This is a genomic window from Pseudomonas sp. M2 (genome assembly GCF_015751845.1).
Lineage (GTDB): Bacteria > Pseudomonadota > Gammaproteobacteria > Pseudomonadales > Pseudomonadaceae > Aquipseudomonas > Aquipseudomonas putida_E.
Map to the genome: position 1 here is coordinate 3,666,726 of NZ_JADOUD010000001.1, position 24,774 is coordinate 3,691,499.

The following is a 24,774-nucleotide window of genomic DNA, read 5'->3' on the forward strand; positions in this document are numbered from 1 at the left end:
CTGGGTTCAGTTGGCTGAAACCAGCTCGGCCATCCGCAGTAGCACCGCATGCAAGCCATTGCTGCGCGAGGGCGACAATTGCCGCTCCAACCCCAACCGGGTAAACCACTCGCGCAGGTCAAGCGCCGCCAGCTCGCGGCTGTCGAGCCCTTGTACCCGCACCAGCAGCAATGCCAGCAGGCCACGCAACAACCGCGCATCACTGCTTGCCTTGAACTGCCATTGGCCGTCGTGCTGTTCAGCTACCAGCCATACCAGGCTTTCACAGCCGTGAACGCGGTTGTGCTCGCACTTCTGCGTATCGCTCAGCGGTTCCAGTTGCTCACCCATCTGCATCAGAAGCCGTGCACGCTGCTCCCAGCCGCGGGCGTGCCCGAAGCGCTCCAATGCTTCCTGGGCGTGTACTGGCAGGTTCATCGCAGCAGCTCCAGGCCTTGATCGAGGGCATCGAAGAAGCGTTGCAGGTCATCGCTGTCGTTATACAGGCCCAGCGATACCCGAATAGCACCTTCGAGCCCCAGCCCTTTGAGCAGTGGCATGGCGCAGTGATGGCCGGCACGTACGGCAATGCCCTGCTCTGTCAGCAGGTGGGCGATGTCGGCATTGTGCACGCCTTCGATGACAAAGCTGGCCAAGGCAGCCTGTGGTGTGCCCAGTACCCGCACCCCCTCACGGTCGGCAAGCCCGCGCAGCAGGTGATGGTGAAGGTGGGTCTCGTGGTGCTCGACGGCCTGGCCATCGAGGCTGGCCAGGTAATCGAGCGTTGCCCCCAGGCCGATCACCCCGGCGATCGGTGGTGTGCCTGCCTCGAAGCCCAGCGGTGCCGGGCGGAAGCTGGCACTCTGGTAGTCAGCCAGTTGCACCATTTCACCGCCGAACTGCCAGTGGCGCAGCAGTTCCAGCGCCTGCGCACGGCCATACAGTACGCCGACGCCTTCCGGGCCATACAGCTTGTGGCTGGAGAATACATAAAAATCACAGCCCAGCTGCTGCACATCGTGGCGGCCATGCACCACGCCCTGAGCGCCATCGACCACAGTCAGCGCCCCTTGGGCGCGGGCATGGGCGAGTAACGCTGGCAGCGGCTGCCAGGTGCCGAGCACATTGGACAACTGGCTGACCGCAAGCACGCGAGTACGTGGGCCAACCAACTGCAGCGCCTGGTCAAGGTCGATGCGGCCATGCTCATCCAGTGGCAGTACCACCAGGCGCAGGTTGCGCCGCCGCGCCAGTTGTTGCCAGGGCAGCAGGTTGGCGTGGTGCTCCAGCGCGCTCACGGCGATTTCGTCGCCTGCCTCCAAGCGGTGTTCCAGGCCATAGGCCAACAGGTTCAGGGCCGAGGTGGCGCCGTGGGTAAAGATGACCTGCCTCGATTCGGCGGCGTTGAGCCAGGCGGCGACCTTGTCGCGGCTGGTTTCAAACGCTTGTGTCGCCAGCGCGCCGGGCAGGTGCTGGGCACGGTGCACGTTGGCTGCGCCGTGGCCGTAATAGTGGCTCAGGGCATCGAGCAGGGCCTGGGGCTTCTGGGTGGTGGCGGCGCTGTCCAGGTAGGTCTGGTGCTGCCGTTGCAGGGCGGCGATGGCAGGGAAATCGGCACGCCAGGGGGAGGGCTGGAACATGATCACGGGGCCTGGAATGAAAATCGGGTCTGGCGTGAGTGCGCCAGACCCGATCTTAACACTTCGAACCCTTCGGGAGTTCTCAGTTGTGGGCGTGCAGCGCCTCGTTCAGCTCGATCGCCGATTTGTGCGTCTTGCACTCTACGGCGCCGTTGAGCGAGTTGCGGCGGAACAGCAGGTCGGTCTGGCCAGCCAGGTCGCGCGCCTTGACCACTTTGACCAGCTCATTGTTCTCGTCGAGCAGGTTGACCTTGGTGCCGGCAGTGATGTACAGGCCGGCTTCGACGGTGTTGCGGTCGCCCAGCGGGATGCCGATGCCGGCGTTGGCGCCGATCAGGCAACCTTCACCGACCTTGATGACGATATTGCCGCCGCCGGACAGGGTGCCCATGGTCGAGCAGCCGCCGCCTAGGTCCGAGCCCTTGCCGACGAATACGCCGGCCGAGACACGGCCTTCGATCATGCCCGGGCCTTCGGTGCCGGCATTAAAGTTGACGAAGCCTTCGTGCATGATGGTGGTGCCTTCGCCGATGTAGGCGCCCAGGCGCACGCGGGCGGTGTCGGCGATACGCACGCCGGCCGGGACCACGTAGTCGGTCATCTTCGGGAACTTGTCCACCGAGAACACTTCCAGCAGCTCGCCTTTGAGGCGCGCTTCCAGTTGCAGCTCGGCCAGCTCGGCCAGGTCGACGGCGCCCCGGTTGGTCCAGGCGACGTTCGGCAGCAGCGGGAAGATGCCTGCCAGGCTCACGCCGTGCGGCTTGACCAGGCGGTGCGACAGCAGGTGCAGCTTGAGGTAGGCCTCTGGGGTCGAAGCCAGGGCAGCGTCTTCGGCCAGCAGGGTGGCGACCAGCGGCTTGTGGCTTTCGGCCAGGCGGGTCAGCAGGGCAGCCTGGGCGGCATCGATGCCTTTGACGGCTTCGGCCAGTTGCGCGGCCTGGGCATTGCTGAAGGTGATGGCCTGGTTGCCACCTTCATAACCGAGGATCGGCGCGACGGCGGCGACCAGCTCGGCGCTCGGCTTGAGCAGTGGCTGTGCGTAGAACACTTCCAGCCAGGTGCCCTGGCGGTTCTGGGAGCCGACACCAAAGGCCAGGCTGAACAGGGTATTGGACATGTGATTACCTCGTGCGAAATAGGGTGCGATGCGTAGATGGACTCAGGCCAGCGCAGCGGCGTACAGGTCAGGTTTGAAACCGACCAGGGTGCGTGCGCCAAGGTCGAGCACCGGGCGTTTGATCATCGACGGCTGGGCCAGCATCAGCTCGATGGCCTTGGCCTGGTCGAGGTCGGCCTTGCTGGCATCGTCGAGCTTGCGGAACGTGGTGCCGGCACGGTTGAGGATCACTTCCCAGCCGTGCTCGTCGCACCAGCGGTTCAGGCTGTCACGGTCGATGCCTTGAGTCTTGTAGTCGTGGAATTCGTAGGCGATGGCTTGATCTTCGAGCCAGGTGCGCGCTTTTTTCATGGTGTCGCAGGCTTTGATGCCGTAGAGCGTGTAGGTCATTGTGTGCATTGGGGCCACAGGCTGCCCCAATCTCTCCATTGCCGAATGTCAGTCGCGCGATTATGCGGGAACGACTCTTTGAGCGCCACGGGTGGGGCTAAATGGGCGCACTCGGGGGGAGGGGGCGTCCCAGTGGCCCTGGTAAGGCTCACGCCATGCCCTGCCAGCCCAACTCCAGTATCATCATGTTACATATTCATCCGCCTCCTGCGACTTTGGTGCAGCGGCCCATGATTGCCCCACCCCGCTAACATAGTGCTTCTGTGGCGATTTTTCGCCCTGGATTGACTTCGGTTCACAAAGGAAGCTTTAACGGATGCAGTCAGCCTATACCGTCCTCATCCTGCTGACGCTGGTAAGCGTGTCGAAACTGGTCGGGCGGGTGATCCCCTTGCCGTTGCCGCTGGTGCAGATCGGTGCCGGTGCGCTGTTGGCCTGGCCGACCCTGGGGCTGCATGTGGCCCTGGATCCTGAGCTGTTCCTTTTCCTGTTCCTGCCGCCGTTGCTGTTTGCCGACGGCTGGCGCATCCCCAAACGCGAACTGTGGCGCATCCGCGGGCCGGTGGTGGCACTTGCCGTGGGGCTGGTGCTGTTCACGGTGGTCGGCGCCGGCTACTTCATCCATTGGCTGCTGCCGAGCATCCCACTGGCGGTGGCCTTTGCCCTGGCGGCCGTGTTGTCGCCTACCGACGCCGTGGCAGTGTCGGCCATCACCCAGGACCGCCTTCCCACTCCGCTGATGCGCATGCTTCAGGGGGAGGCGCTGATGAATGACGCCTCTGGCCTGGTGACCTTCAAGTTCGCGCTGGCAGCGGCAATCACCGGCGTATTTTCACTGGCCGATGCCAGCTTCAGCTTTGTCCTGGTTGCCATCGGCGGGCTGGCGGTCGGTGTTGCCCTGAGCTGGCTGATTGGCAGGCTGCGGGCCTGGATGATCGCTCGTGGCTGGGATGACCCGGCCACCCACGTGGTTTTCATGCTCTTGCTGCCGTTTGCCGCCTATGTGCTGGCCGAGCGCCTTGGGGTGTCGGGCATCCTCTCGGCGGTGGCCGCCGGCATGATGCAGAGCTGGCTCGACCTGCTGCCGCGCCAGACCAGCACCCGCCTGCTCAACCGTAGCGTCTGGTCGCTACTGGAATTCGCCTTCAATGGCCTGATCTTCCTGCTGTTGGGCCTGCAATTGCCGGACATCATCAAGGCGGTGGTCAGCCACGAACCTACCCTCTGGCCGACACTGGCATGGCGTTGCCTGGATGTGCTGGCGATCTTTGCGGCGCTGATCCTGCTGCGTTTCATCTGGGTACAAAGCATCTGGCGGGCGGTCGGGGTAGTGCGTCGCTGGCGCGGCAAGCCGGCACTGGTGCTGATGCCCACGGCGCGCTCATGCTGGTTGCTGACCCTTGGCGGGGTGCGGGGTGCGGTGACGCTGGCGGGTGTGATGTCGATACCGCTGCTGATCGGGGCAGGCCAGGCTTTCCCGGAGCGCGACCTGCTGATTTTCATCGCTGCCGGCGTCATCTTGCTGTCGCTGGTCAGCGCCTGCGTGGCGTTGCCCTTTCTCTTGAGAGGTGTCACCCGAAGCCCGGACGAGCGGCTGCATCAGGAGGTGCAGGAAGCCTGGCGGCGCACGGCCGAGGCTGCGATTCATGCCTTGGAGGCCGAGGACGTGGTTGATGCCAGCGCACCTCAGGATGCGGCGCAGGCGACCCTGGCCACCGAGCTCAAGGCGAGGTTGATGGCCGAATACCGCGATGAGCTGGACAGTTACAACGACACGGCCGAGGCGAGGGCCTTGGCGGAGCAGATGGACTTGCTGGAACGACGTCTGCGCCTGCGGGCGCTTCGGGCGCAGCGGTTGGAGTTATATAACCTGCATCGCCAGCATCTGGTTGGTGATGAGGTGGTGCGGCAAGTGTTGGGGGAGCTGGACTTGAGCGAGGCGAACCTGGGGGCAGTCAAATGAGCCGCTGTAGCTCAAGCGCCGGCGAGTCGGCGTTTGGGCTACAGTGCGGCACTCGGTCAATCAACGGTTTTGCACAAACGCACGAATCCGCTCAGCCGCCTCGATGCACTCGGCCAATGGTGCGACCAGTGCCATGCGTATCCGCCCGGCCCCCGGGTTCACGCCATCCACTTCGCGCGACAGGTACGAACCAGGTACCACCGTCACATGCTGGGCTTGGAACAGGTCACGCGTGAAGTCGGCATCGCACCCCGGTACCTTGGCCCACAGGTAGAAACTGCCATCGGGCCGCTGTACGTCCAGCACGGGCTGCAGGATATCCAGCACGGCATCGTATTTGGCGCGGTATAGGTCGCGGTTTTCGCGCACATGCGCTTCATCCTGCCAGGCGGCGATGCTGGCCAGCTGGGTCTGCACCGGCATGGCGCAGCCATGGTAGGTGCGGTACAGCAGGAACGGCTTGATGATGGCCGCGTCGCCGGCAACGAAGCCCGAACGCAGGCCCGGCAGGTTGGAGCGCTTGGACAGGCTGTGGAATACCACGCAACGCTTGAAATCACTGCGGCCCAGTTCGGCACAGGCACTGAGCAGGCCCGGTGGTGGCGCGTCTTCGTCGAAGTACAGCTCGCTGTAGCATTCATCGGCGGCGATCACGAAATCATGCTCGTCGGCCAGTGCGATCAGCTTCTTCAGGGTGTCCATCGGTACCAGTGCGCCGGTGGGGTTGCCCGGTGAGCACAGGAACAGGATCTGGCAGCGTTTCCATGCCTCGGCGGGTACGGCATCGAAGTCCGGGTTGAAACCGTTGTTTTCCAGGCACGGCAGGTAATGCGGGGTGGCGCCGGCGAGCAGGGCCGCGCCTTCGTAGATCTGGTAGAACGGGTTGGGGCTGACCACCAGGCCATCATCGGCGCGGTTGACCACGGCCTGGGTGAAGGCGAACAGCGCTTCACGGGTGCCGTTGACCGGCAGCACATGGCGGTCCGCGTCCAGCCAGCCGCTCGGCACGCCGAACCGGCGTTCGCACCATTGGCCGATGGCCTGGCGCAGCTCTGGCAGGCCGATGGTGCTGGGGTAGACCGCCAGCTTGTCGAGGTTGTCGGCCATGGCCTGGGCGACGAACGCCGGGGATGCGTGCTTCGGCTCACCGATCGACAGGGCGATGGCGCGCTTGTCCGCCGCGGGCTTCACGCTGCCCAGCAGGGCGCGGAGTTTCTCGAACGGGTAGGGCTGAAGCTGGGTCAAGGCATGGTTCATCGGCGCAAGGTCTCGTCAATCGTCTAATCGTTAAAAGGTCACGCGAGTCGGGCTGGCATCGCTGGCCTGGCCGGCCTGCAGCTGCTGCACGATCGCTTCCTGCAGGCGGCTGCACAGCTGCGGGTCGGACAGCGGCTGGTTGTCGGCATCGGTAATGAAGAATACGTCTTCCACGCGTTCGCCAAGGGTGGCGATCTTGGCGTTCTGCAGTGACAGGTCGAACTCCAGGAAGATCCGCCCGATCCGCGCCAGCAGCCCTGGGCGGTCCGGCGCGGTGATCTCAAGGATGGTCACCGCCCGCTGTGCATCGTTGAGGATGGTCACCTGCGGCGGGAAGTTGAAATGCTTGAGTTGGCGCGGTACCCGTCGCTGGATGATGGTCGGGTAGTCCTCGGGGTTGCGCAGCGCCTCGGTCAGGCCGTCGCGGATCTGCTTGACCCGTTGCGGGTTGTCGCCGATGGAGCCGCCGTCATTGTCGAGCACGATGTAGGTGTCGAGCGTGAACTGGCTGCTCGAGGTGATGATGCGCGCGTCATGGATGTTCAGGTTGAGCTGCGACATGGCCGCCACGGTCACGGCGAAGAAATCGTGCTGGTCGGGGGCGTAGATGAAGATCTGCGTGCCGCCCTCGAACTCCCGCTGTGTGGTTTCCTTGATCAGTACCAGCGGCCCGCCGTCGGCGGGCTGCTGCAGGATCGCATCACTGTGCCAGGCCACATCGGCGGCGTTGTGCTTGAGGAAGTAGTCGTCACCCAGTTGCGACCAGAGTTGCTCGACGTCGTCCGGGTCGGTGCCCTCGCGCACGAGGATATCCAGCGCCGCACTCTGTGTCTGGCGGATCTGCTCCTCGCGGTCCAGCGGGTTTTCCAGGCCGCGTCGCAAGGCGCGTTTGGTCTCGCTGTACAGCTGGCGCAGCAGGCTGGCGCGCCAGGAGTTCCACAGGCTGGGATTGGTGGCGTTGATGTCGGCCACGGTCAGCACGTAGAGGTAGTCCAGGCGCGTCTCGTCGCCGACATGCAGGGCGAAGTCGTTGATCACCTGCGGGTCGGACAGGTCCTTGCGTTGGGCGGTGGTGGACATCACCAGGTGGTTTTGCACCAGCCAGACGATCAGGCGGCTATCCCAGGCGGGCAATTGATGGCGCTCGCAGAACTTCTTCGCGTCCACAGCGCCCAGTTCGGAGTGGTCGCCCTGACGGCCTTTGCCGATGTCGTGGTACAGCCCGGCCAGGTAGATGAGCTCAGGCTTGGGCAGGCGGCCCATGAGCTTGCTGGCCAGCGGGAATTTTTCGGACACCGGCGTGTACTGCAGCTTGCGCAGGTGCTTGATGAGGTTGAGGGTGTGCGCATCGACCGTATAGATGTGGAACAGGTCGTGCTGCATCTGCCCGACGATCAGGCCGAACTCTGGCAGGTAGCGGCCGAGGATGCCGTAGCGGTTCATCCGCCGCAGGTTGCGATGGATGCCGATTTCGCACTTGAACAGCTCGATGAACAGGCTGGTGTTGCGGATATCGTTGCGGAAGGTGTCGTCGATCAGGTGCCGGTGCTCGCGCAGCAGGCGCACGGTGTCAGCGCGCACGCCCTTGATTTCCGGGTGCTGCGCCATCAGCACGAAGATCTCCAGCATGGCGAACGGCGTGCGCTTGAAAACGTTCGCGTTGACCGCTTCGATATAGCCGTCGTGCAGGCGGAAGCGCGCATTCAGCGGCTGGGTGGTGCCACTGTCATCGTCGGCGAGGATGACTTCCTCGAAGTGCTGGATGATCAGGTCGCACAACTGGCTGATGCTCATCACCACCCGGTAGTACTGCTGCATGAACTGTTCGATGGCGCGTTTGGGGTTTTCGTCGCTGTAGCCCAGCAGTGCGGCGATGCTGCGCTGGTGGTCGAACAGCAGGCGATCTTCGGCGCGGCCGGCGAGCATGTGCAGGGCGTAGCGCACCTTCCACAAAAAGTCCTGGGAGGAGGCCAGCAGTTCGTTTTCGCTTTCCAGCAGGAAGCCTTCGCCAGCGAGGGCGTGCAGGTTCAGGGTGCCGTACTGGCGACGGGCTACCCAAAGGACTGTCTGGATGTCGCGAAGGCCACCGGGCGAGCCTTTTACATTGGGCTCGAGGTTGTACTCGGTGTCGTTGTACTTGTGGTGGCGGGCCTTGAGCTCTGCGCGCTTGGCCAGGAAGAACTCCTTGCTCGGCCACATGTGCGCGGTGCTGGTGACTTCGAGCATGCGCTGGCGCAGGGCTTCGGGGCCGGCGATGGTGCGGCTTTCCATCATGTTGGTGATGACCGTCAGGTCGGCGCGGGCCTGTTCGGCACACTCGTCCACGGTACGCACGCTCTGGCCCACTTCAAGGCCAATGTCCCACAGCAGTGTCAGGAAGCGCTCGATGGCGTCGCGGTACTGCTCGTGTTCGGCGTCGCGCAGCAGGATCAGCAGGTCGATGTCCGAGTGCGGGTGAAGTTCACCGCGCCCATAGCCCCCGACCGCTACCAGGGCGATACCGTCAGCGTCGCCCCAGTCGAACTGCTTCCAGGCCTGTTGCAGGATGTTGTCGACGAGCCAGGCGCGGTCCTCGATCAGCCGACGGATGTCGCGGCCGTCACGGAAACGCCTGTCGAGCACCTCGCCGGCCTGGCGGATGGCCTTCTTGAAAGCGGCGATGGGGCTCGCCTTGAGGGCCAGTTCCGCCTGGAACTGGCCGCGGTCGAACAGCTCGGGATCCACCTGGGGCATGCATCGCGTTCCTGTCGTAGAGGCTTTGGCGTGAACTCAGGCCGAAGTGCGCGGGATGGTGTCGTCCTTGCGCAGGGTGAAGATCTCGTAGCCGGTGGCGGTCACCACCAGGGTGTGCTCCCACTGCGCCGAGAGCTTGCGGTCCTTGGTGATGGCGGTCCAGCCGTCGCCCAGCACCTTGGTGTCGGCCTTGCCCTGGTTGATCATCGGTTCGATGGTGAAGGTCATGCCCTCTTTGAGCTCCATGCCGGTGCCGGCGCGGCCGTAGTGGAGGATCTGCGGTTCTTCGTGGAACACCTTGCCGATGCCGTGGCCGCAGAATTCACGCACCACCGAAAAGCCGTTCTTCTCAGCGTGCTTCTGGATCACTTCACCGATATCGCCCAGGCGGCAGCCAGGCTTGACCAGCTCGATGGCCTTGTACATGCACTCCTGGGTGACTTTGGACAGGCGCTCGGCCCATACCGGCACGGTACCGACGTGGAACATGCGGCTGGTGTCGCCGTGGTAGCCGTCCTTGATCACGGTGACATCGATGTTCAGCGTGTCCCCGTCCTTGAGCGGCTTGTCGTTGGGGATGCCGTGGCACACCACGTGGTTGATCGAGGTGCAGATCGACTTGGGGTAGCCCTTGTAGTTGAGCGGTGCCGGAATGGCCTGCTGCACGTTGACGATGTAGTCGTGGCACAGGCGGTCGAGCTCTTCGGTGGTGACACCGGGCTTGACGTGTTCTTCGATCATTTCCAGCACTTCGGCGGCCAGGCGGCCGGCGATGCGCATCTTCTCGATGTCTTCTGCGGTCTTGATGGTAACGGTCATTACTGGCTCTCTACGGCGCCGCAGGCGGCGCGAACAAACGGAAAAGGCCCTTATTCTATCAGAGGGCGGCTGCGAACCCAGCATCAAGCTTGAGGCTGGATTCACAGTTCACTTCTGCGGGTTCCGTTCGTTGGCGGTCTGTGGTATAACATGCGCCGCTTTCGGGGACGACCCCGTCAGCTCAAACCCACACACGTGTCGACACGATGACCTGGGTGCCCCGCATTCTCGAAGTTCTTGTTCAGGTGCGTGGGTTGGTCATTGGGATACGTGGAGGCCCAACCCGACTTATCAAGGAACTATCATGTCCCAAGTCAACATGCGCGATATGCTGAAGGCCGGTGTGCACTTCGGCCACCAGACCCGTTACTGGAACCCGAAAATGGGCAAGTACATTTTCGGCGCGCGTAACAAGATCCACATCATCAACCTGGAAAAAACCCTGCCAATGTTCAACGACGCTCTGTCGTTCGTAGAACGCCTGGCCCAGGGCAAGAACAAGATCATGTTCGTCGGCACCAAGCGTTCCGCCGGCAAGATCGTCGCCGAGCAAGCTGCTCGTTGCGGTTCGCCATACGTTGACCACCGCTGGTTGGGCGGCATGCTGACCAACTACAAAACCATCCGCGCTTCGATCAAGCGTCTGCGCGACCTGGAAACCCAGGCCGAAGACGGCACTTTTGCCAAGCTGACCAAGAAAGAAGCCCTGATGCGTTCGCGCGATCTGGAAAAGCTGGACCGCAGCCTGGGTGGTATCAAGGACATGGGCGGCCTGCCTGATGCCCTGTTCGTGATCGACGTTGACCACGAGCGCATTGCCATCACCGAAGCCAACAAGCTGGGTATCCCGGTTATCGGCGTTGTCGATACCAACAGCAGCCCAGAAGGTGTTGACTACATCATCCCAGGTAACGATGACGCCATTCGCGCTATCGAGCTGTACATGACTTCGATGGCTGACGCCGTCATCCGCGGCCGCAACAACGTTGCTGGCGGCACCGAAGTCTACGCTGAAGAAGCGGCTGCACCTGCTGCCGAGTAATAGACGCTAGCGTCTGCTTGGCACGCAAAAAGGGGGCTTGGCCCCCTTTTTGCCACCTTGAAATCCTGCTGTCAGCAAGCGCCCCGCATTATGGGCCGGCTGAGGTTGAAACAGCGGATTTGCAGAATTGAACGCCCGTGATGAGCGGGTGGAATGGTTGAAAAACTTTCCAAGAGGATTTTGAAATGGCAGCAATTACTGCAGCGCTGGTCAAAGAACTGCGCGAGCGTACCGGCGAAGGCATGATGGATTGCAAAAAGGCCCTGGAAAAGGCCGGCGGCGACATCGAAAAAGCCATTGACGACATGCGTGCCTCGGGCGCCATCAAGGCCGCCAAAAAGGCTGGCAACGTCGCTGCCGAAGGCGCGATCGCCGTCAAGACCGACGGTAAATCCGCCGTCCTGCTGGAAGTCAACTCGCAGACCGACTTCCTGGCTCTGCAAGACGACTTCAAGAACTTCGTCGCTGAAAGCCTCGAAGAAGCTTTCGCCCAGAAGCTGACCGATGCCGCTCCGCTGATCGCCTCGCGCGAAGCTGCTCGTGAAGCCCTGGTCGCCAAGTGCGGCGAGAACGTCAACATCCGTCGCCTGGTGCGCGTTGAGGGTGACGTTGTCGGTGCTTACCTGCACGGTAACAAGATCGGTGCTGTTGTCGTCCTCAAGGGTGGCGACGTCGAGCTGGCCAAGAACATTGCCATGCACGTTGCAGCTTCGAACCCAGAGTTCCTGGATGCTTCGGAAATCTCCGCCGAGGCCATCGAGCGCGAGAAGAACGTCTTCCTGCAGCTGAACGCCGACAAGATCGCCGGCAAGCCGGAAAACATCGTTGAGAACATGATCAACGGCCGTATCACCAAGTTCAAGGCCGAAGCCTCGCTGAAAGAGCAAGCCTTCGTCATGAACCCGGAAGTCAAAGTCGGCGAGCTGGCCAAGAAGGCCGGTGCTGAAATCGTTTCCTTCACCTACTTCAAAGTAGGCGAAGGCATCGAGAAGCCGGTCGACGACTTCGCTGCTGAAGTTGCCGCTCAGGTAGCTGCCGCCAAGCAGTAAGACAGACTCGTCTGTCGCCCCAAAGAGGCTGCCCGCTCACGCGCGCAGCCTCTTTGTCAAAGCGGGAGCGGTTTTCAAGGCCGTGCTCGCTGACGCAGTCGCTGCGTCACGTTAGAGTTACACGCAGGCTCAAGCAGCCCGCCAGAATTTTACAAACGCCGCAGGAGAGATTCGCAATGGCTCAGCAGGGCAGTGGTTATCAGGCTCGCTATAAACGCATTCTACTCAAACTTAGCGGCGAGGCCCTGATGGGCTCGGAAGAGTTCGGGATCGACCCCAAGGTCCTGGATCGCATGGCCCTGGAAGTCGGCCAGTTGGTCGGCATCGGTGTCCAGGTCGGCCTGGTGATTGGCGGTGGCAACCTGTTCCGTGGCGCGGCGCTCAGTGCAGCCGGCATGGACCGTGTTACCGGCGACCACATGGGCATGCTGGCGACCGTAATGAATGGCCTGGCCATGCGCGATGCGCTGGAGCGGGCGAACATTACCGCCATCGTCATGTCGGCCATTTCCATGGTGGGCGTGACCGATCACTATGACCGCCGCAAAGCCATGCGTCACCTGAACGCCAAAGAAGTCGTAATCTTCGCTGCCGGTACTGGCAACCCGTTCTTCACCACCGACTCCGCCGCATGCCTGCGTGCCATCGAAATCGATGCCGACGTGGTATTGAAGGCAACCAAGGTCGATGGTGTATACACTGCAGATCCATTCAAGGACCCGCATGCCGAGAAGTTCGATCATCTGACCTACGATGAAGTGCTGGATCGCAAGCTGGGTGTAATGGATCTCACGGCAATCTGCCTTTGCCGCGACCACAAGATGCCGCTGCGCGTCTTCAACATGAACAAACCCGGCGCCTTGCTGAACATCGTGCATGGCGGCGCGGAAGGAACTCTGATCGAGGAAGTTCAAAAATGATCAACGACATCAAGAAAGACGCTCAGGATCGCATGGGCAAGTCCATCGAGGCTTTGGGCCGCAACCTGGCGTCAATCCGCACCGGTCGCGCCCACCCAAGCATCCTGGACAGCGTCAAGGTCCCGGCGTGGGGCAGCGAAATGCCGCTGAACCAGGTCGCTGCAGTCTCTGTTGAAGATGCGCGCACCCTGAAGATCGTCGCCCACGACAAGAACCTCAGCGCTGCCATCGAGAAGGCCATCCTGACTTCCGATCTGGGCCTGAACCCGTCCAGCGCCGGCACCACCATCCGTGTACCGATGCCGGCCCTGACCGAGGAAACCCGCAAGGGTTACACCAAGCAGGCCAGCGCCGTTGCCGAAGACGCCAAGGTTGCCGTGCGCAACGTGCGTCGTGATGCCCTGGCCGACCTGAAGAAGCTGACCAAGGACAAGGAAATCAGCGAAGACGAAGAGCGTCGTGCTGCTGACGAGATCCAGAAGCTGACCGACAAGTTCGTCGCCGAAATCGACGCTGCGTTCAAAGCCAAGGAAAAGGACCTGTTGGCCGTCTAAGGCCGAGGTTTTTTAATGGAAAAGACCAAGCTGGCGGCACCGTCTTCGGTGCCGCGACACGTCGCGATCATCATGGATGGCAATAATCGCTGGGCGAAGAAGCGCCTGTTGCCCGGCGTAGCCGGGCACAAGGCCGGCGTCGATGCCGTACGTGCGGTTATCGAGGTATGCGCCAAGTCCGGGGTCGAGGTGCTGACCCTGTTCGCCTTCTCCAGTGAGAACTGGCAGCGCCCTGCCGAGGAAGTGGGGGCGTTGATGGAGCTGTTCTTCTCGGCGCTGCGCCGTGAGGCCAAACGCCTGAACGAGAACAATATCAGCCTGCGCATCATTGGCGACCGTTCGCGTTTCCATCCAGAGCTGCAGGCCGCCATGCGTGAGGCCGAGGCGCAGACCGCCGGCAATAATCGCTTCATCCTGCAGATCGCCGCCAACTACGGTGGCCAGTGGGATATTGCCCAGGCCGCCCAGCGCCTGGCGCGTGAGGTTCAGGCCGGCCATCTGCGTCCGGACGACATCACTCCAGGGCTTTTGCAAGCCTGCTTGGCGACGGGCGAATTGCCGTTGCCGGACCTGTGCATCCGCACCGGTGGTGAGCACCGCATCAGCAACTTCCTGCTGTGGCAGTTGGCCTATGCCGAACTGTATTTCTCCGACCTGTACTGGCCGGACTTCAAACACGAGGCCATGCGCAATGCTCTGGCCGATTTCGCTTCGCGCCAGCGCCGCTTCGGTAAGACCAGCGAGCAGGTCGAGGCTGGAGCTCGTGCTTAATGCTTAAACAACGCATCATTACCGCGCTGATCCTGCTGCCGGTCGCGCTGGGTGGTTTCTTCCTGCTCAACGGCGGGGATTTCGCTCTGTTCATCGGCTTGGTGGTGACCCTGGCGGCCTGGGAGTGGGCGCGCCTGGCCGGGCTGATGGCCCAGCCGCTGCGCATTGCCTATGCCGCTGTCGTCGCCGGTGTGCTGATGCTGCTCTACCTGATGCCTGACCTGGCGCCCTGGGTGCTTGGTGCGTCGGTCATCTGGTGGGGCATGGCCACCTGGTTGGTGCTGACTTATCCGCGCAGCAGTGAGCTGTGGGCCAGTGCTGCCTGCCGTCTGCTGATCGGTCTGCTGATCCTGCTGCCTGCCTGGCAAGGGCTGGTGCTGCTCAAGCACTGGCCGCTGGGTAACTGGCTTATCCTGTCTGTCATGGTGCTGGTGTGGGCGGCCGATATCGGCGCGTACTTCTCTGGCCGTGCTTTCGGCAAGCGCAAGCTGGCTGCCCAAGTCAGCCCGGGTAAAAGCTGGGAAGGCGTCTATGGCGGCCTGGCGGTCAGCCTGGTGATTACGCTTGCGGTCGGCATCACTCGCGATTGGGGCGTCGGCCAGATTCTGCTGGGGCTCGTGGGGGCTGCGCTGGTGGTCATGTCATCGGTGATTGGTGACCTGACCGAGAGCATGTTCAAGCGCCGCTCCGGTATCAAGGACAGCAGCAACCTGCTGCCTGGCCATGGCGGGGTGCTTGACCGCATCGACAGCCTGACTGCGGCCATCCCGGTTTTCGCGGTATTGCTGTGGGCTGCTGAATGGGGTGTGATGTGACAGCGCTACAGCGCATTACGGTCCTGGGCGCCACCGGCTCCATCGGCCTCAGTACCCTGGATGTGATTGCCCGCCATCCCGAGCGCTACCAGGTATTTGCATTGAGCGGCTATTCGCGCATCGATCAACTGCTGGCGCTGTGCGTGCTGCATCGCCCGGCCTATGCCGTGGTGCCCAACGGCGAAGCAGCCGTGCGCTTGCGTGAAGGCCTGGCGGCTGCGGGCTGCGCCACCGAGGTGCTCGAAGGGGAGGCGGGCCTGTGTGAGGTTGCGGCCGCCCCTGAAGTGGATGCGGTGATGGCTGCCATCGTCGGCGCTGCTGGCTTGCGCCCGACACTGGCCGCCGTCGAGGCGGGCAAGAAGGTGCTGCTGGCCAACAAGGAGGCGCTGGTGATGTCCGGCGCGCTGTTCATGGAAGCTGTGCGCCGCAGTGGTGCGGTGCTGCTGCCGATCGACAGCGAGCACAATGCCATCTTCCAGTGCCTGCCGGGTGACTATGACCGTGGTCTGAGCCAGGTGGGCGTGCGTCGCATTCTGCTGACAGCCTCGGGCGGGCCGTTTCGCGAGACGCCTCAGGCTGACTTGGCCGATGTCACGCCAGAGCAGGCTTGTGCCCACCCGAACTGGTCCATGGGGCGCAAGATTTCGGTGGACTCGGCGAGCATGATGAACAAGGGCCTGGAACTGATCGAGGCTTGCTGGTTGTTCGATGCGGCGCCGGACAAGGTCGAAGTGGTGGTGCACCCGCAGAGCGTTATCCATTCCCTGGTGGACTACGTTGACGGTTCGGTGCTGGCCCAGTTGGGTAACCCGGATATGCGCACGCCCATTGCCAACGCCCTTGCCTGGCCGGAGCGGATCGATTCTGGTGTGGCCCCGCTGGATCTGTTCGCCATTGCTCGCCTGGATTTCCAGGCCCCCGACGAACTGCGCTTTCCGTGCCTGCGCCTGGCGCGGCAGGCTGCCGAGGCGGGCAACAGCGCGCCAGCGGTACTCAATGCGGCCAACGAAGTTGCGGTCGATGCATTTCTTGAGCGGCGTATCCGCTTCCCGGAGATCGCGGGTATGATCGAACAGGTACTGGCTCAGGAAGCCGTGGTGCCTGTGCCTTCGCTGGATGCGGTATTTGCTGCCGATCAGCGCGCCCGAGAGTTGTCCCGCGAGTGGTTGAGGCGCCACGGCCGCTGATGCTGCCCGGCCCAGAGGATGTGCGAAAAGTCGTTCCGCTGAACGTCATTCGGAGAAAGACATGACTGCGCTGTACATGATTATCGGCACCCTGGTGGCCCTGGGTGTACTGGTCACTTTCCACGAATTCGGCCACTTCTGGGTGGCCCGGCGTTGCGGGGTCAAGGTGCTGCGCTTTTCCGTGGGCTTCGGCCCCGGGCTATTGCGCTGGCATGACCGCCACGGTACCGAGTTCGTGGTGGCGGCCATTCCTTTGGGTGGGTACGTCAAGATGCTCGACGAGCGTGAAGGCGAAGTGCCGCCAGCGCTGGCCGAGCAGTCCTTCAATCGCAAATCGGTTCGCCAGCGCATCGCCATCGTCGCCGCCGGTCCGATTGCCAACTTCCTGCTGGCCATCGTTTTCTTCTGGTTGCTGGCGATGCTCGGTACCCAGCAGATCCGTCCGGTCATCGGTGCGGTAGAGCCAGGCAGCCTGGCAGCATCGGCGGGCCTGGTTGCCGGCCAGGAAATTGTGTCCATCGATGGCAAGGCGACCAGTGGCTGGTCGGCCGTCAATCTGCAGTTGGTGCGTCGCCTGGGCGAAAGCGGAACATTGCAGGTTGGCGTGCGCGATGAGGGCTCCAGTGCCGAGCGTCAGTTGCAGGTCAAGCTCGACAGCTGGCTCAAGGGCGCGGACGAGCCTGATCCGATTCAGTCGCTCGGGCTGCGGCCATGGCGCCCTGTGGTTGCGCCCGTGCTGGCCGAGATCGATCCAAAAGGGCCAGCGGCGGCTGCCGGTCTGAAAACCGGTGATCGGCTGCTGAGTCTCGATGGGGTGGCCTTGACTGACTGGCAGCAGGTTGTCGATAGCGTGCGCGCCCGCCCTGAAGCCAAGGTGGTGGTGCGTGTCGAGCGCGACGGTGCAGCGCTGGATGTGCCGGTGACACTGGCACGAAAAGGTGAGGGCGAGGCTGCCGGTGGTTATCTGGGTGCCGGGGTGAAAAGTGGCGAATGGCCTGCCGACATGCTTCGTGAGGTCAGCTACGGTCCGCTGGATGCGGTAGGCGAGGGCCTTTCCCGGACGTGGAACATGAGCGTCCTGACCCTCGAATCCCTGAAGAAAATGCTGTTCGGTGAGCTCTCGGTAAAAAACTTGAGCGGACCGATAACCATTGCTAAAGTGGCGGGCGCTTCAGCCCAGTCCGGCGTGGGGGATTTCCTGAATTTCCTCGCCTACCTGAGCATTAGCCTGGGGGTTCTTAACCTGCTGCCCATTCCAGTGCTGGATGGGGGGCATTTGCTGTTTTACCTGGTCGAGTGGGCGCGCGGTCGTCCATTGTCGGATCGGGTTCAAGGTTGGGGGGTCCAGATCGGTATCAGTTTGGTCATAGGGGTGATGTTGCTCGCCCTGATCAACGATCTGGGTCGACTATAAAAGCTTCGCATTGCAAACCTGCCGCCATTTGCGGCAGGTTGTTTATTGCCAGTTGGAATAAAAGGACTTCATGAAACGTCTGCTGCTAACTGCGGTCCTCTCCGCATTGATGATCGCTGAAGTTCACGCCGAGTCCTTCACCATCTCCGATATTCGTGTAAACGGCCTGCAGCGGGTATCCGCCGGCAGCGTTTTCGGTGCCTTGCCCCTGAACGTGGGCGATCAGGCCGATGACCGGCGCCTGGTGGAGTCGACCCGTTCGCTGTTCAAGACCGGCTTCTTCCAGGATATCCAGCTGAACCGCGACGGCGATGTCCTGATCATCAACGTGGTCGAGCGCCCGTCGGTGTCGAGCATCGAGATCGAAGGCAACAAGGCGATCAGCACCGAAGACCTGATGAAGGGCCTGAAACAGTCGGGCCTGGCCGAAGGCGAGATCTTCCAGCGTGCCACCCTCGAAGGCGTGCGTAACGAACTGCAGCGCCAGTACGTGGCCCAGGGCCGCTACTCGGCCGAGGTCGACGCCGAGGTGGTGCCGCAGCCGCGCAACCGGGTTGCCCTGAAGATCAAGATCAACGAAGGCACCGTCGCTGCCATCCAGCACATCAACGTCGTCGGCAACACCGTGTTCGACGATGAAGAACTGGCGCAGCTGTTCGAACTCAAGACCACCAACTGGCTGTCGTTCTTCAAGAACGACGACAAGTACGCCCGCGAAAAACTTTCCGGTGACCTGGAGCGCCTGCGTTCCTACTACCTGGACCGCGGCTACATCAACATGGACATCGCTTCCACCCAGGTGTCGATTACCCCGGACAAGAAGCACGTCTACATCACCGTCAACGTCAACGAAGGCGAGAAGTACACCGTTCGTGACGTGAAGCTGTCGGGCGACCTGAAAGTGCCGGAAGACCAGGTCAAGTCGCTGCTGCTGGTGCAGCCGGGCCAGGTGTTCTCGCGCAAGGTGATGACCACCACGTCCGAGCTGATCACCCGCCGCCTTGGTAACGAAGGCTATACCTTCGCCAACGTCAACGGCGTGCCACAGCCCAATGACGAAGATCACACGGTCGACATCATGTTCGTGGTCGACCCGGGCAAGCGTGCCTACGTCAACCGCATCAACTACCGCGGCAACACCAAGACCGAAGACGAAGTGCTGCGCCGCGAAATGCGCCAGATGGAAGGCGGCTGGGCTTCGACCTACCTGATCGACCAGTCCAAGACCCGCCTGGAGCGCCTGGGCTTCTTCAAGGAAGTCAACGTCGAGACCCCGCCAGTGCCGGGCACCGACGACCAGGTCGACGTCAACTACAGCGTCGAAGAGCAGGCATCCGGCTCGATCACCGCCAGCGTGGGCTTCGCCCAGAGCGCCGGCCTGATCCTGGGCGGCTCGATCAGCCAGACCAACTTCCTCGGTACTGGTAACAAGGTGTCCATCGGCCTGACCCGTTCGGAATACCAGACCCGCTACAACTTCGGTTTCGTTGACCCCTACTTCACTGCCGACGGCGTCAGCCTGGGTTACAACGCGTTCTACCGCAGCACCGACTACGACGACCTTGACGTTGACGTGGCCAGCTATGCGGTCGACAGCCTGGGTGCAGGCGTCAGCCTTGGCTACCCGATCAGTGAAACCTCGCGTCTGACCTACGGCCTCAGCGTGCAGCAGGACAAGATCAAGACCGGTCGCTATACCGTTGACGAGATCTTCGACTTCCTCGAGGAGGAAGGCGACAGCTTCCTGAACTTCAAGGCGTCCGTCGGCTGGTCCGAGTCGACCCTGAACAAAGGCGTGCTGGCAACCCGTGGTCACTCCCAGAGCCTGACCCTGGAAACCACCATTCCAGGCAGCGACCTTTCGTTCTACAAGCTCGACTACCGCGGCCAGCTGTTCAAACCGATCAACAACGACTACACCCTGCGCCTGCACACCGAATTGGGCTATGGTGATGGTTTCGGTGGCACTTCGGGCCTGCCGTTCTACGAGAACTACTATGCGGGTGGCTTCAACTCCGTTCGCGGCTTCAAGGACAGCAGCCTGGGCCCACGCAGTACGCCGAGCAATGGTTCGAATCCCGGCACCATCGCAGACCCGGACCAAGACCCACTGCCGTTCGGTGGCAACGTCCTGGTACAAGGTGGCGTAGAGCTGTTGTTCCCGCTGCCGTTCGTGAAGGACCAGCGTTCGCTGCGCACCTCCGTGTTCTGGGATGTGGGTAACGTGTTCGACACCAATTGCGGTTCCAAGCCTGACTGCGCCAAGGTCGGTTTCTCGGACATGGCCAGCTCCGTGGGCCTGGGTGTGACCTGGATCACCGCGCTGGGTCCGTTGAGCTTCAGCCTGGCAATGCCGGTGAAGAAGCCGGACGATGCCGATACCCAGGTGTTCCAATTCTCTCTGGGCCAGACCTTCTAAGGTCGGCCCTTGCTTAACGACAACGGTTTATCCAGGAGTGCATCGTGCGTAAGTTGACTCAACTGGCCTTACTGGCCGCGGCGCTGGTCGCCACCCCGGCTTTCGCCGAAATGAAGGTTGCCGTGCTGAACTATCAGATGGCGTTGCTCGAATCTGATGCCGCCAAGAAATACGCGGTGGATGCCGAGAAGAAGTTCGGCCCGCAGCTGACCAAGCTCAAGACCCTGGAAAGCAGCGCCAAAGGCATTCAGGACCGCTTGATCAAAGGCGGCGACAAGATGGCCCAGCCGGAGCGTGAGCGCCTGGAGCTTGAATTCAAGCAAAAGGCCCGTGACTTCCAGTTCCAGTCCAAGGAACTGAATGAAGCCAAGGCGGTTGCTGACCGCGACATGCTCAAGCAGCTCAAGCCCAAGCTCGACGGCGCTGTCGAGGAAGTGATCAAGAAAGGCGGTTACGACCTGGTCCTCGAGCGTGGCGCGGTCATTGATGTCAAGCCTCAGTACGACATCACCCGCCAAGTCATCGAGCGCATGAACCAAGCCCGTTGATATGACCGTGACCATGACGCTCGGCCAGTTGGCCGAGGCCCTCGGGGCCACTCTCAAAGGCTCCGAGGCGCTGCAGATCACCGGGCTGGCCACCTTGCAGGAGGCCGGCCCCGGTCAGTTGAGCTTTCTCGCCAACAAGCAGTACCGCAAATACCTGGATAACTGCCAGGCAGCAGCGGTGTTGCTGCAGGCTGCAGATGCTGAAGGCTTTGCCGGCAATGCGCTGATCGTGGCGGACCCGTACCTGGCCTACGCGCGCATTTCCCACCTGTTCGATCCCAAACCCAAGGCTGTAGCGGGAATTCATCCCAGCGCCGTGGTTGCCGAGGATGCGCAGGTGGATGCCAGTGCCAGCATCGGGCCGTTCGTGGTCATCGAGAGCGGCGCACGCATTGGCGCCAACGTCAGCATCGGTGCGCATTGCGTGATCGGTGCCCGTTGTGTGGTTGGCGAGGGTGGCTGGCTGGCACCGCGGGTCACGCTGTATCACGACGTGACCATAGGCAAGCGCGTGGTCATCCAGTCTGGCGCGGTGATCGGTGGTGAGGGCTTCGGCTTTGCCAACGAGAAGGGCGTATGGCGCAAGATCGCCCAGATCGGCGGTGTCACCATAGGTGATGACGTCGAAATCGGCGTGAACACCGCTGTCGACCGGGGCGCGTTGTCCGACACGCGGATCGCCGACGGCGTCAAGCTCGACAACCAGATCCAGATCGCTCACAACGTGCAGATCGGCGAGCACACGGCCATGGCTGCCTGCGTCGGGATTTCCGGCAGCACGCGCATTGGCAAGCACTGCACCATTGCCGGTGGCGTCGGCATGGTGGGGCACATTGATGTCTGCGACAACGTATTCGTTTCCGGGATGACCATGGTCACCCGTTCGATCACCGAACCGGGTGCGTATTCTTCCGGCACTGCCATGCAGCCACTGGCTGACTGGCGCAAGAGCGCTGCGCGTATCCGCCAGCTGGATGACATGTCCAAACGTCTCCAGCAGCTGGAAAAACGTGTCGATACCGTGACCTCAGGTGGCCAGCCGACATCAGAAGGCTGATACCATTTCCTGAGCAAGAGTGAACAGTCGCTAGCTGGCTCCTCTTTGGATTGCAAAAGGAGCGTGTGGTCAGCACCTGCGCTCCCTATTCTTATTACAGGCTTCCCCCCGAAATGATGGACATCAACGAGATTCGCGAATACCTGCCTCACCGTTACCCGTTCCTGTTGGTGGATCGTGTAACGGATCTGGACTTCGAGGCCCAGAGCATTCGTGCCTACAAGAATGTCAGCATCAACGAGCCGTTCTTCAACGGGCATTTCCCGGAACACCCGGTAATGCCAGGCGTGCTGATCATCGAGGCCATGGCACAGGCTGCAGGCATTCTCGGTTTCAAGATGCTCGACGCCAAGCCGGCCGACGGCACGCTCTATTACTTCGTCGGTTCCGACAAGCTGCGTTTCCGTCAGCCCGTCCTGCCGGGCGACCAGTTGGTGCTGGAGGCCAAGTTCATCGGCCGTAAGAAGACCATCTGGAAGTTCGAGTGCCGGGCACTGGTCGATGGCAAGCCAGTGTGCTCGGCTGAGATCACCTGTGCGGAACGTGAGCTATGAATTCGATTGATCCGCGGGCGATCATCGATCCGTCGGCCAAACTGGCCGATGGTGTCGAGGTCGGCCCGTGGTCGATCGTTGGCCCTGATGTCGAAATCGGGGAGGGTACCGTCATTGGTCCTCACGTGGTGCTCAAGGGGCCGACCCGGATCGGCAAGCACAATCGCATCTACCAGTTTTCCTCGATCGGCGAAGACACCCCGGACCTGAAGTACAAAGGGGAGCCAACGCGCCTGGTGATCGGTGATCACAACGTGATTCGCGAGGGTGTGACCATTCACCGTGGCACGGTCCAGGACCGCGCTGAAACCACGCTGGGTGACCACAACCTGATCATGGCCTATGCCCACATCGGCCATGACAGTGTGATCGGCAACCATTGCATCCTGGTCAACAACACTGCGCTGGCCGGGCATGTGCATGTGGGTGACTGGGCGATCCTGTCCGGTTTCACCCTGGTGCACCAGTACTGCCACATCGGCGCGCATGCCTTCTCCGGCATGGGCACGGCGATCGGCAAGGACGTTCCGGCTTTCGTCACGGTATTCGGCAGCCCCGCCGAAGCCCGCAGCATGAACTTCGAAGGCATGCGCCGTCGCGGGTTCAGCGACGAGGTCATCCATGCCCTGCGTCGTTCCTACAAGATCGTCTACCGCCAGGGCCTGACCGTTGAAGAAGCGGTCAAGGAACTGGATGAGCTGGCAGGCAAACACCCAGAGGTCGACTTGTTCCGTCAGTCGATCGTGAATTCTGCCCGCGGCATTACCCGCTGACATGGCGCAACTTTGCGTAGCCCTGGTTGCGGGTGAGGCCAGCGGCGATATTCTCGGTTCCGGTCTGATGCGCGCCTTGAAGGCGCGCCATCCCCAGGTGCGTTTCATCGGCGTCGGCGGCCCGCTGATGGAAGCCGAGGGCATGCAGTCGTATTTCCCCATGGAACGTCTGGCGGTCATGGGCCTGGTAGAAGTGCTGGGGCGCCTGCGTGAGCTGCTCAAGCGGCGCAAGGTACTGATCCAGACCCTGATTGCCGAAAAGCCCGATGTGTTCATTGGCATCGATGCACCTGACTTCACCCTCAATATCGAACTGAAGCTACGCCAGGCCGGTATCAAGACCGTGCACTACGTCAGCCCTTCGGTCTGGGCATGGCGGCAGAAGCGTGTGCTGAAGATTCGTGAAGGTTGCGATCTGATGCTGACGCTGCTGCCATTCGAAGCGCGCTTCTATGAAGAGCAGGGCGTGCCGGTTAGGTTCGTCGGCCATCCGTTGGCCGATACCATACCGTTGGCTGCGGATCGGCAGGCTGCGCGCATGGCGCTGGGGCTGGGTGCAGGGCCGGTGGTTGCCCTGATGCCTGGCAGCCGTGGCGGGGAAGTCGGGCGCCTGGGGGCGTTGTTCCTGGATGCGGCGCAGCGCTTGGGCGAGCTGATACCCGGCGTGCACTTTGTAGTGCCATGCGCTAATGGGGCACGGCGTGCACAGCTCGAACAGATGCTTGAAGGTCGCGACTTGCCGCTGACGCTGCTCGATGGCCAGTCGCATCAGGCCCTGGCAGCCTGTGATGCGGTGCTGATCGCGTCGGGTACCGCCACCCTGGAGGCCATGCTGTACAAGCGCCCCATGGTCGTTGCCTATCGCCTCGCGCCACTGACCTACTGGATTCTCAAGCGTCTGGTGAAAAGCCCCTACGTGTCGTTGCCCAACTTGCTCGCCCAGCGCGAGTTGGTGCCAGAGTTGCTGCAGGATGCCGCCACCAGCGAGGCCCTGGCGCAAACCCTGGCCCCCCTGGTGGCCGACGGCAGCCAGCAGACCGAGCGCTTCGACGAGATTCACCGCACCCTGCGCCGCGACGCCTCCAACCAGGCAGCCGACGCGGTGCTGGCCTTGCTCAAGGACCGCTGACATGCAGATAGGACTGGATTTCAACCTGGTCGAGGACCTGGTTGCCGGAGTCGACGAGGTCGGGCGCGGCCCGCTGTGCGGGGCGGTCGTCACAGCGGCGGTGATTCTTGACCCGGCGCGGCCGATCCTCGGCCTCAACGACTCGAAGAAACTCACCGAAGCCAAGCGCGAAGCGCTGTTCGACGAGATCTGTGCCAAAGCCCTGAGCTTTTGCATCGCGCGCGCCGAGGTCGAGGAAATCGATCGGCTGAACATTCTTCAGGCCACCATGCTGGCCATGCAGCGTGCAGTGGAGGGCTTGAGTGTCACACCCAGGCTCGCACTGATCGACGGTAACCGCTGCCCCAAACTGTCGGTGCCGGCTGCGCCGGTTATCAAGGGTGATAGCCAGGTGCCAGCCATCGCTGCAGCGTCGATCCTGGCCAAAGTGACCCGCGATCGCGAGATGAGCGCATTCGAGCTGATCTATCCGGGCTATGGGATTGGCGGGCACAAGGGGTATCCGACGCCGGTACACCTGCAAGCCTTGGCCCGGCTAGGGCCCACGCCCATTCATCGGCGCTCCTTTGCGCCGGTACGGGCCGCTTGGGAAGCCCGCGAAGGCATTACCGATTCTCTGATCTAGCCTGTTGGGGGCGTCTTGC

At 62.2% G+C, this 24,774-nt stretch carries 23 protein-coding genes; 16 read left to right on the forward strand and 7 right to left on the reverse strand.

The window, feature by feature from the left end; all coding sequences use genetic code 11:
• Positions 1-6 precede the first annotated feature (6 nt).
• The 4 genes from IWW33_RS16980 to IWW33_RS16995 form a co-directional block, all read right to left on the reverse strand.
• Positions 7-417: a SufE family protein gene (locus IWW33_RS16980; RefSeq protein ID WP_119687672.1), complete on the reverse strand. Its 411-nt coding sequence runs from the start codon at positions 415-417 to the stop codon at positions 7-9.
• Entirely contained in the window at positions 414-1,619 is a 1,206-nt protein-coding gene (locus IWW33_RS16985; protein WP_174142368.1) for a cysteine desulfurase, read from the reverse strand. Before IWW33_RS16985 ends, IWW33_RS16980 begins: the two co-directional genes overlap by 4 nt.
• Before the next feature lie 82 nt (positions 1,620-1,701).
• A complete protein-coding gene (gene dapD, locus IWW33_RS16990; RefSeq protein WP_046784321.1) occupies positions 1,702-2,736 on the reverse strand; it encodes a 2,3,4,5-tetrahydropyridine-2,6-dicarboxylate N-succinyltransferase in 1,035 nt (344 codons plus the stop codon).
• 42 nt (positions 2,737-2,778) lie between these two features.
• A complete protein-coding gene (locus IWW33_RS16995) occupies positions 2,779-3,126 on the reverse strand; it encodes an ArsC family reductase (RefSeq protein WP_174142371.1) in 348 nt (115 codons plus the stop codon).
• 316 nt (positions 3,127-3,442) lie between these two features.
• Between IWW33_RS16995 and IWW33_RS17000 the strand changes: the two genes are divergently transcribed.
• Positions 3,443-5,089 (forward strand): Na+/H+ antiporter, encoded by a 1,647-nt coding sequence (locus tag IWW33_RS17000; RefSeq protein ID WP_115274034.1) that lies wholly within the window; start codon positions 3,443-3,445, stop codon positions 5,087-5,089.
• 60 nt (positions 5,090-5,149) lie between these two features.
• Here the strand turns inward: IWW33_RS17000 and dapC are convergent, their stop codons facing one another.
• From dapC to map, 3 genes are read right to left on the reverse strand one after another with little or no spacing between them, the layout of a single operon-like run.
• Positions 5,150-6,346 (reverse strand): succinyldiaminopimelate transaminase, encoded by a 1,197-nt coding sequence (gene dapC, locus IWW33_RS17005; RefSeq protein WP_115274035.1) that lies wholly within the window; start codon positions 6,344-6,346, stop codon positions 5,150-5,152.
• A gap of 30 nt (positions 6,347-6,376) precedes the next feature.
• Positions 6,377-9,079: a [protein-PII] uridylyltransferase gene (locus IWW33_RS17010; RefSeq protein ID WP_039601208.1), complete on the reverse strand. Its 2,703-nt coding sequence runs from the start codon at positions 9,077-9,079 to the stop codon at positions 6,377-6,379.
• Between the two features lie 36 nt (positions 9,080-9,115).
• Entirely contained in the window at positions 9,116-9,898 is a 783-nt protein-coding gene (map, locus tag IWW33_RS17015) for a type I methionyl aminopeptidase (RefSeq protein ID WP_004375406.1), read from the reverse strand.
• A gap of 304 nt (positions 9,899-10,202) precedes the next feature.
• Here map and rpsB point away from each other — a divergent pair, with 304 nt between their 5' ends.
• From rpsB to rnhB, 15 genes are all read left to right on the forward strand, one after another.
• Positions 10,203-10,940 carry a 30S ribosomal protein S2 gene (rpsB, locus tag IWW33_RS17020; protein WP_012315900.1) on the forward strand — a complete coding sequence of 246 codons (738 nt, stop codon included), beginning with the start codon at positions 10,203-10,205 and terminating at the stop codon, positions 10,938-10,940.
• Between the two features lie 185 nt (positions 10,941-11,125).
• Positions 11,126-11,989 carry a translation elongation factor Ts gene (gene tsf / locus IWW33_RS17025; RefSeq protein WP_008094914.1) on the forward strand — a complete coding sequence of 288 codons (864 nt, stop codon included), beginning with the start codon at positions 11,126-11,128 and terminating at the stop codon, positions 11,987-11,989.
• Positions 11,990-12,165: 176 nt separating this feature from the next.
• On the forward strand, positions 12,166-12,909 hold the full coding sequence (pyrH, locus tag IWW33_RS17030; RefSeq protein ID WP_008094912.1) for a UMP kinase: 744 nt from the start codon (positions 12,166-12,168) through the stop codon (positions 12,907-12,909).
• Positions 12,906-13,463 (forward strand): ribosome recycling factor, encoded by a 558-nt coding sequence (gene frr, locus IWW33_RS17035; RefSeq protein ID WP_008094910.1) that lies wholly within the window; start codon positions 12,906-12,908, stop codon positions 13,461-13,463. The genes pyrH and frr overlap by 4 nt, the downstream gene beginning before the upstream one ends.
• Before the next feature lie 15 nt (positions 13,464-13,478).
• Positions 13,479-14,234 carry a polyprenyl diphosphate synthase gene (gene uppS, locus IWW33_RS17040; RefSeq protein ID WP_046784287.1) on the forward strand — a complete coding sequence of 252 codons (756 nt, stop codon included), beginning with the start codon at positions 13,479-13,481 and terminating at the stop codon, positions 14,232-14,234.
• Positions 14,234-15,049, forward strand: coding sequence for a phosphatidate cytidylyltransferase (locus tag IWW33_RS17045; RefSeq protein ID WP_046784286.1), 816 nt, complete (start codon positions 14,234-14,236; stop codon positions 15,047-15,049). Before uppS ends, IWW33_RS17045 begins: the two co-directional genes overlap by 1 nt.
• Entirely contained in the window at positions 15,046-16,236 is a 1,191-nt protein-coding gene (gene ispC, locus IWW33_RS17050; protein ID WP_174142369.1) for a 1-deoxy-D-xylulose-5-phosphate reductoisomerase, read from the forward strand. The genes IWW33_RS17045 and ispC overlap by 4 nt, the downstream gene beginning before the upstream one ends.
• Before the next feature lie 61 nt (positions 16,237-16,297).
• Positions 16,298-17,650: an RIP metalloprotease RseP gene (gene rseP / locus IWW33_RS17055; protein ID WP_115274038.1), complete on the forward strand. Its 1,353-nt coding sequence runs from the start codon at positions 16,298-16,300 to the stop codon at positions 17,648-17,650.
• A gap of 70 nt (positions 17,651-17,720) precedes the next feature.
• The gene (gene bamA / locus IWW33_RS17060; RefSeq protein WP_196914299.1) at positions 17,721-20,069 is read left to right on the forward strand and encodes an outer membrane protein assembly factor BamA; all 2,349 of its coding nucleotides are present in this window, start codon (positions 17,721-17,723) and stop codon (positions 20,067-20,069) included.
• A gap of 44 nt (positions 20,070-20,113) precedes the next feature.
• Positions 20,114-20,617, forward strand: a complete 504-nt coding sequence (locus IWW33_RS17065) for an OmpH family outer membrane protein (RefSeq protein ID WP_012315893.1) — start codon at positions 20,114-20,116, stop codon at positions 20,615-20,617.
• 1 nt (position 20,618) lies between these two features.
• A complete protein-coding gene (gene lpxD, locus IWW33_RS17070) occupies positions 20,619-21,674 on the forward strand; it encodes a UDP-3-O-(3-hydroxymyristoyl)glucosamine N-acyltransferase (protein ID WP_012315892.1) in 1,056 nt (351 codons plus the stop codon).
• Between the two features lie 113 nt (positions 21,675-21,787).
• On the forward strand, positions 21,788-22,228 hold the full coding sequence (fabZ, locus tag IWW33_RS17075; RefSeq protein WP_012315891.1) for a 3-hydroxyacyl-ACP dehydratase FabZ: 441 nt from the start codon (positions 21,788-21,790) through the stop codon (positions 22,226-22,228).
• Positions 22,225-23,001, forward strand: coding sequence for an acyl-ACP--UDP-N-acetylglucosamine O-acyltransferase (gene lpxA / locus IWW33_RS17080; RefSeq protein ID WP_012315890.1), 777 nt, complete (start codon positions 22,225-22,227; stop codon positions 22,999-23,001). Before fabZ ends, lpxA begins: the two co-directional genes overlap by 4 nt.
• Before the next feature lies 1 nt (position 23,002).
• Positions 23,003-24,130: a lipid-A-disaccharide synthase gene (lpxB, locus tag IWW33_RS17085; protein ID WP_174142343.1), complete on the forward strand. Its 1,128-nt coding sequence runs from the start codon at positions 23,003-23,005 to the stop codon at positions 24,128-24,130.
• A gap of 1 nt (position 24,131) precedes the next feature.
• Complete coding sequence (rnhB, locus tag IWW33_RS17090; protein WP_046788313.1) at positions 24,132-24,755, forward strand: ribonuclease HII; 624 nt, start codon at positions 24,132-24,134, stop codon at positions 24,753-24,755.
• Positions 24,756-24,774 lie beyond the last annotated feature (19 nt).